The organism is Achromobacter sp. 18P8.1.1, assembly GCF_057799415.1.
On sequence record NZ_JBYOKH010000018.1, the window covers coordinates 103,489 to 110,618 of the forward strand.

Sequence of the window (7,130 nt, forward strand, 5' to 3'; positions counted from 1 at the left end):
CGGCCGCGAGGCCGGAAGAACATGGCGGGTGGTTCAGGACATGGATTCAGGAAAAGACGCCGCGCCCGCGGGCAGGCGCGGCGGCCCTCAGGAAACGCGCGTCGTCCCCGGCCGGATGGCCGAAGCGACCGGCGATCCCAGTTCCTCACGCTTCGCGGATGCGCTTTCGGGCTTGGGCCCGGAAGGGGCTTTCGACACCTGAATCTCCGGACTGCCGATGATGCTCTTCTTGGTACGCGCCTTCAGCTGGGAAGGGCTGAGGCCTTCGCTGCCCTTGATCTCGTCCATCAGCCCGCCATGCAGGCCGCCGAACTTCTTCTGCTCGGGCGTGAGCGCCTTGTCCTTGGCCACGTCTACCTTTGCCTTGTCCTTCTCGACGATCTTCTTGACGATTTCGTCCGTCTGCTCGTGGGACTTGAGCTGGGGATTGCGGATGGCGTCCAGGAGCGCGTCCGCATGGCTACGCTTCGCGCCCGCCTCGTCCGGAGACGGCGTGGCCTTGCGCAGCTGCGGATTGCGGATGGCGTCCGCTAGCACATCGTTGTGGCTTCTTTCGGCAGCCGCCTGGTCCGGTCCCGAGAACGACTCCGGCTTCTGCGCCGAAGACTTCGCGAAGGAAGGAGGAGGCGGCGGCGGCGGCGGCGGAATCAGCGACTGCGGTGGATTCGGCCCGGCGCCATCGCCCGGCGCGCCCGGCGCCTGTGCGGATATGGGCTTGGGCGTGGGTATGGACGTGGGTGTGGACGCTGATACCGATGGCTCCGTAGTCGCCTTCGTGGGGACGAGACTGGCCCCGGCGGTCGTGGCCTCATCGTGGAAGAGCGTGCTCTTGAGCAAGACGAGCAGAGCGCGGACATTGTCCGGCGGCAGGCCAACCGAGACCGGATAGGCCTGCTCCAGATCCAGCAGGCCGTCCCGCATCGCCTCCAGGTCCTTCGCATTGACCTTCTTGAGCCCGTCCTGCAACGGCCCGCGCCATTTCCCATCTACGTCCTGAGCCGACATCATGCCCGTCATGCGGCGCAGCGTCTTGTCCACGCTGGCGACATTGGCGCTGTCGGCCATGGGCGCCGTCAGCTTGCCGAACAAGTGGCCGCAACGCTTCTCGGCGCGCAGCGCCTCGCCTCGTGCGCGTATCTCCGCGCGCCGCTCCGGCGTACTGAACAGCACATCCTTCAGCCCTCCCAGGCGGGTCTGGATCCTGTCGAGGAAGCGCGCGCGCCGGGACGGCGCCGTGCCGCCGACAGTGGCGAACTTCAGGTTTCCCAGCGTGCCCATCACGCCATGGGAATCCAGTTTCATGTCATGCCGGCGCAACAGCGAGGCCGCATGCAGGGTGGAAATTCCGGTCATTGCTTGATCTCCTTACAACGCTCAGGCACGCATGGTGAAAGGAAGTGGCTCCGCCGGGCCCGCCAGCGCGACCGCCTCGTCCGACATCGCCGCGCCGGCTATCTTGGATTTCCATTGCATGGCAGCGGCCACCAGCGTTTCAATGGCTTCAGACAGGTAGCCCACGTCGGCCACCACCAGCTCGACGCGACGGGTCAGCAGGATCTCGCCCGTCGCGTCGTCCAGCCCCAGCGAGCCGCCACCCGTGTCGTGGCAGAAAAGATTCGCCTCCAGCATGTCGCCATACAGGGCGAGGCGCTCTTCGTCGTCATAAGGGTCCTCTCCCACGATGACATAGAGATGCAGCGCGCCTTCGGAGGACGCATGCTCCAGGTTCAGGATCACGTCGTTCTCGAATTGCAGCGCCAGCGTGCCTGCTTCGCTCAGGCTCAAGGGAAGCCCGGCGCGGTCGCCGAGCAGGGAGACTAGGGTGTGCACGTCCATGCGGCGTCACTCCGGTTGGGTTGTGTATAGCGATAGGCGCCGGCAGCCCCGCCAGGGCTTCCCCTGGCGAGGCTGGCCCGCTACTTCACGCGAACGGGCGTCGCGCTGACGCCGGCGCGGGGAGCGACGCTACCGGGCGTCTTGATTCCCGAGGAGGCGGCCTTTTCCTGTTCCTTCAGGGCCGCCTCGGTGATCTGCCTGACGATATCCGCGACCCGCGACTTCTGGCTGGGGACCGATTTCTGGAGCACGGTTTCCGCGCCGGACGGCTTGGCGTCAGTGGACTTGACCGTCGGCGTGGAAGTATGGCTGGCCGGACGCGGGGGAACCGTCGGCGAGGGGCCCGCCGGTTTCATGCGCGGCGTGGGAACAAAGCCGGGCGGGCGCGGCGGAATCGGCGGAGGCGTCACGGCGGATTGGGACAGGTTAAGCGGGGACGGCTTCGACGGCATCACGGGCGAACCGGTATCCGTCTGGGTGAACTTGACGGCGGGCAACTTTTGCGTCGCGCTGTTGGCGAGCGTGTTGGCCACGGCGGATGCGGCGCCAGCGGTTCCGGCCTGGCCGGCGCCCTTCGCACCGCCCTCGGTCACCAGCGTGCGCTCGATGTGGCCCAGGATCATCATGCCGGCGTTGGTCAGCGCGACGCCGCCGGGCTTGGCGCAGGCATCCTTCATCGCCAGCACCCCGGCCAGGACGTCCTGCCGGTCCTGATCCGTGACAAGGCCCAGCGTTTTTTCCAGCATCGGCCCCCAGGCCGCCTTCGCGCCCTGGCCCTGCTGCACCGACGCGCCCATGCGGGCCAGCGTCTTTGCCACGCTGGCCGCATTCCTGGGCTCGGCCATGTCCGCGGTGAGCTTACCGAAGAGATGGCCGCAACGCTTCATCGCGTGCAGTTCCTGCCCCTTCTCTCGAATCGCGGCACGCTCCGCGGCCGAACTGAAGATCACGCTGGGAGCCTTCTTCAGCGCCATGATGAACTTTCTGAAAGCGCCTTCGGGGCTTCGCGCCTGGGTGCCTCCGCTCAGCTGGAACTTCAGATTCCCCAGCGTGCCCATCGGCGTCGCGGCGAAGCTCTGATTGTCATCGCGCGCCATCAGTTGGGCGGCATGCAAAGTCGATATGTTCGTCATTTTTTCGTCTCTATGGTCGGGTCATCCACTCGTCTGAACCCGGTGTTCCGACAGGGAAAGAAAAACCGGCGCCGCGCGTCGAGCCAAGGCGTCCATGGCGGCTTTCCGTTGCGCAACTGTCGTATACGCATTTCCTGAGTGACCGCCCAGGCGCCAGCAGTTCCCGCCTGCCGTCGCGCGCGACACGTTGAGGGACGGCGAAGGGTCCGCCTCCCCGCTCGCGCGGTTCGCGATCAGGCCGTGGCGTCGGTTTCGCTGTACTCGTCCTCGCCCTCGCCCTGCAGGGGCGTATCCAGGATGTCGCGCCATTGCACGGCGGTTTCGGCCATGGCTTCCGTGGCGTTGGCCAGATGGTCCAGGTCCGCCACGGCCAGGTCGATCTCGCGCGTCAGCAGCAGTTCGCCGCTGTCGTCATCCAGCGCCAGGGTACCGCCCGAGATGCCGCCCGCGGCCATGTTGGCTTCCAGCAGGGTGCCGTACAGCGCCAGGCGGATATCGTCGTCAAGGGGATCCTCGCCGATCACCGCATAGAGCTGAAGCACGTTCAGGTCATCGTCGTACTCCATCGTGACTTCCACGTCGTTCTCGAACATGAGCGTCAGGGTTCCGTCTTCGGCCAGGGCCAGCGGCGTTCCGGTACGCTCGCCAAGCAGGGAAACAAGGGTATGCACATCCATGGAGCAGCTCCGTAAGAAGGGAAGGGACTCGTCGGCAAGGTCCGCGCGCCTGGGCGACGCGAGCCGTTGAGTAAATGCCGCCGCTGTGTAACCCCGGCGGCGCTCCGGTTCCTTCCCGCGCGCGCGATGGCATCGGGAACTCCGGCCCGCGCGATGCGACACAAGGTGCTGACACTCCGAACAGGCCACCCGATGATCCACGCCTTCCCCTGCCCGCCCAGGACCAAGACGCCGCCCGTCGACACGGACGGGCCGTCCAGACCGGCGCCCGGCGCCATGCTCGGCCTGGAAATGGAAATGGTCGTCGCGCACCGCGGCTCCGGCCTGAGCCACCCCGTCGCCAGGTACTTCAACACGCTGGCCCACCTGAAACGCGGCCGGGCCGAAACGGTGCGCATCTTGGAGCAGGATGGACGCGGCATGGCGGTGCTCGGCGCGCATGGCGTCAGCGGCGTGGACAATGGCTTCAATCTGCTGGAAACCTCGTTCGCGCCGGTCGCCGGCATGGCCGGCGGCCTGGACCGGCTGGCCGGCCAGGTATGGCGGGAACTTGCCGACGTCCAGGCCGCGCTGGCCGCCGAGGATGCCGTGCTGCTCAATGCATCGGAACATCCTGCCTGCACGCTGGATGCCGATTGGTATCGCCAGGTACGCGCGCCGCGCCCCATCTACGACGAGCTGGTGAGCCATCGCGGATGGCTGCATCGCGTGGGCATCGACGCCAAGGCGCAGAACAGCCCCTGCACCTCGGTGCCGACGGCGCTGGCCTGCCGCGCCCTGAACGTGATCCTGGGCCTGGCGCCCGCGGCCATCGCGCTGTTCGCCAACAGCCCGCTGCAGGCCGGCCGTGAAACCGGCCTGAAGGAAAACCGGCTGACCATGTGGGACCGCATGTTCCGCCACGCGCGCTACGCCGGCGATCATTACCTGCAGCAGCTGCCGCCCCAGCCGTTCGAAGACCTGGGCGACCATTTCCGCTGGATGTTCGGCCCGGCCACCGCCAGTCGCGCGCTGCCGGCCACGTCGCCGCAGGACTACAAGCGCGCCACGCCACTCTATCTGCGCGGCGGGCCCTGCCTGGCCCGCTTTCTTGCGGCGCCGCGCTGGTCCGCGCGCGACGGCGCGACGGGCCGGGAATCGTTGCTGGCGCCCGAGGGCGCGCACTTCGTCTATTCGCAGTTCGCCCACTTCCTGGACGCGCGCTGGCGCTACCGACTCGACGCGCCGCTGGACCTGCGCGAGCTGCTCGAAATGTGGGACCGGCCGGGTGGCCTGGAGATCCTGTTCGAGCGCCTGGGCGCGCAAGGCTACATCGAAGGCCGCGCGCCCGGCGCGGTGTTTCCGGACCGTCAGCTGGCCGACGAAGCCGGCGCCGGCATCGCGCGCAGCGCGCCTCTGGCGCCCTCGGCGCTGCAGCTGGGCCTGCTGCGCAATCTGGCCCAGGCCGAAGCGCTGATGCGCGACTGGGGCTGGCACAGATTGCGCGCCCTGCGCCAGGCCGCCATCCGCGATGCGCTGGCCGACGATGCCGTCCATGCCTTGGCGCGAGACGTGGTCCAGGTCGCCCACGATGGATTGGCGTCCGAGGACCGGCCCTGGCTGGCCTATGCGCGCCATTGCGTGGCCACGCGCAGCACCGGCGCCGACCGCATGCTGCGGCTGTGGCGTTCCGGCGGCGACGCCGCCGCCCGCCTCGCCCTGCTGGCGCGCTGGCGCGCCCTGGACATCCCGTCCTGACCACAGGCCGCGCGCCTGCCGCCGGATCTCGCGGCGGACCGGCGCTCAGCGCGTCTCGTAGACCTCGTCCGCCGCCAGCAGCATGTCCACCGTGGGCTCGAAGCCGATGAGGCGGGCCGTTTCCAGATTCAGCGCGATCTTGGCCGGATCCACCCACACCTGGGTCAATTGGCGCGGCTTGGCACCGTTGAAAATGCGGGCCATGGTCTCCGCATGGAAGCGCCCGACGTAGGAGTAATCCGCCTGCGCCAGGCTCATCAACAGGCCGGCGCGCACTTCCTCGGAGCCGAGCATGGAGAAGCTAGGGATCTTCGCCTCGCGCAGGATCCGCCCTAGCTGCGCCGCGGCCGCCGGCGTCAGCCCCCAGCTCACGGTGACATACACGGCATCCACGCGCCCTTCCAGTTCCTGGTAGCAATGCAGGACATTGGCGGTGGCCTCGCGCGCGCTGACGCCGCTGGAACGCGCGTCGCAGGCGTGCACGGAAAAACCCTTCTCCATCGCGATCTGCCGCACCGCGTCGACCGCTGCGTAGCTTCGTCCCGAAGGGCTGTCCTCGTAGACCAGGCCCAGCTTGCGGAAGCCGACGATCTCGTGGAACAGCCGCAGCTGCCGCTGATAGCGCTCCGGCTGAACGCGCGCGTGCATGTTCTCCAGCCCGCTGTCCTGGGCGCTGGCGACGATGCGCGAGCCGACCGCGTCGCTGGTGGACGCGACGATGGTGGGCACTGGCGCGCCCAGCGCGGTCATGTCCTGCCCGGCCCAGGTGCCCATGGCGATGACCAGATCGATGTCCTGGCCCTGGACCAGGCGCACGCCCACCTGATGCCTGACGGCCGGACGCGAGGCCTCGTCGAAATTGGCCGGCTTCCAATAGGCGTCGCCGACGAACTCGATGGTCTGGCTGCGCGCGTTGCGCGACAGGAACTGCCAGAGCTCGCGGCCACCCAGGTTCTGCGGAATCGCCGGCATGCTGATCCAGCCCAGCTCCTCCAGCCCGGCGGCGATCGCGCGCAATATCCGCGGGTAGTCGTCGTAGTCGCCGCTTTCGTAGTAGCCGATGCGCCATCTTGCGCCGTTCGCCTTGGCCACGGGCTCGGTTGGGAAAAAGGCGGTCTGCGGCGACCCGCCCTGGTCTCGCGGCCCATTCTGAGGCCAGGCGGGATGGGGCAGGCAGAGCAGCGCGGCAAGCAGGAAGCGCAGGATCATTTTCGGTCCGAAGAAGGGGCGAGGCCCTCTGAGTCACGCCTGGTTCGCCCCGGTTCCCTGGCGCTCCGCTGCGCGGACGGAACCCGGATTCGTCAAACCGTCACTCAAATCCAGACATGCGAAACGACGATACGGACGAACGACACCATGCCCGCCACTTCTCACCTCCCCTGCCCTCACATGCTCGCGCGCGCGGTCATGTCATGCTGAGGCGCGCGCGACACCTGCTGCGCCGGCTGTGGCGCAAGACGCGCGCCCGGCCCGCGCTGCCGATGACGCTGGGCTGCCTGGCCATGCTGCTGCTGGCGCAGGCGCTCATCGGCGTGCTCAGCCTGTCGGCCTTGAACCGCCAGATCACCGACATGACCGCCGACCGCCTGGAAGTGGCCGCGCGGCAGATCGGCGGACGCATCGAAAACGGGGTGCGCCTGGGCAAGCCGCTGGGCCAGTACTTCGGCCTGGCCCAGCATCTACACGACAGCGTGCAGGCGACCGCGCATCTGGGCGGTGCGGCCGTCCATCTGCTCGATGGCCGCGA

6 protein-coding genes and 1 pseudogene are annotated in these 7,130 nt (G+C 68.1%); 2 read left to right on the plus strand and 5 right to left on the minus strand.

Annotated elements, in window-relative coordinates; all coding sequences use genetic code 11:
* Nucleotides 1-87: 87 nt before the first annotated feature.
* From AC27VE_RS13985 to AC27VE_RS14000, 4 genes are all read right to left on the minus strand, one after another.
* On the minus strand, nt 88-1,353 hold the full coding sequence (locus AC27VE_RS13985) for a hypothetical protein (protein WP_488704197.1): 1,266 nt from the start codon (nt 1,351-1,353) through the stop codon (nt 88-90).
* A 21-nt stretch (nt 1,354-1,374) separates the two neighbouring features.
* On the minus strand, nt 1,375-1,836 hold the full coding sequence (locus AC27VE_RS13990; protein WP_488704198.1) for a type III secretion system chaperone: 462 nt from the start codon (nt 1,834-1,836) through the stop codon (nt 1,375-1,377).
* Nucleotides 1,837-1,916: 80 nt separating this feature from the next.
* Nucleotides 1,917-2,969 (minus strand): hypothetical protein, encoded by a 1,053-nt coding sequence (locus AC27VE_RS13995; RefSeq protein ID WP_488704199.1) that lies wholly within the window; start codon nt 2,967-2,969, stop codon nt 1,917-1,919.
* 233 nt (nt 2,970-3,202) lie between these two features.
* Nucleotides 3,203-3,646, minus strand: coding sequence for a type III secretion system chaperone (locus tag AC27VE_RS14000; protein ID WP_488704200.1), 444 nt, complete (start codon nt 3,644-3,646; stop codon nt 3,203-3,205).
* A gap of 276 nt (nt 3,647-3,922) precedes the next feature.
* Between AC27VE_RS14000 and AC27VE_RS14005 the strand changes: the two genes are divergently transcribed.
* The gene (locus AC27VE_RS14005) at nt 3,923-5,383 is read left to right on the plus strand and encodes a glutamate-cysteine ligase family protein (RefSeq protein ID WP_488704202.1); all 1,461 of its coding nucleotides are present in this window, start codon (nt 3,923-3,925) and stop codon (nt 5,381-5,383) included.
* A gap of 45 nt (nt 5,384-5,428) precedes the next feature.
* Here the strand turns inward: AC27VE_RS14005 and AC27VE_RS14010 are convergent, their stop codons facing one another.
* The gene (locus AC27VE_RS14010; protein WP_488704201.1) at nt 5,429-6,592 is read right to left on the minus strand and encodes an ABC transporter substrate-binding protein; all 1,164 of its coding nucleotides are present in this window, start codon (nt 6,590-6,592) and stop codon (nt 5,429-5,431) included.
* A gap of 203 nt (nt 6,593-6,795) precedes the next feature.
* On the opposite strand from AC27VE_RS14010, the pseudogene AC27VE_RS14015 reads away from it, so the two are divergent.
* Nucleotides 6,796-7,130, plus strand: a pseudogene (locus AC27VE_RS14015) (MFS transporter); the annotation flags it as partial.

What these genes read in the sequence shown, in the direction of transcription:
- AC27VE_RS13985 (WP_488704197.1), bottom strand. Translation starts at nt 1,353, where the DNA reads ATGACCGGAATTTCCACCCTGCATGCGGCCTCGCTGTTGCGCCGGCAT.
- AC27VE_RS13990 (WP_488704198.1), bottom strand. Translation starts at nt 1,836, where the DNA reads ATGGACGTGCACACCCTAGTCTCCCTGCTCGGCGACCGCGCCGGGCTT.
- AC27VE_RS13995 (WP_488704199.1), bottom strand. Translation starts at nt 2,969, where the DNA reads ATGACGAACATATCGACTTTGCATGCCGCCCAACTGATGGCGCGCGAT.
- AC27VE_RS14000 (WP_488704200.1), bottom strand. Translation starts at nt 3,646, where the DNA reads ATGGATGTGCATACCCTTGTTTCCCTGCTTGGCGAGCGTACCGGAACG.
- AC27VE_RS14005 (WP_488704202.1), top strand. Translation starts at nt 3,923, where the DNA reads ATGCTCGGCCTGGAAATGGAAATGGTCGTCGCGCACCGCGGCTCCGGC.
- AC27VE_RS14010 (WP_488704201.1), bottom strand. Translation starts at nt 6,592, where the DNA reads ATGATCCTGCGCTTCCTGCTTGCCGCGCTGCTCTGCCTGCCCCATCCC.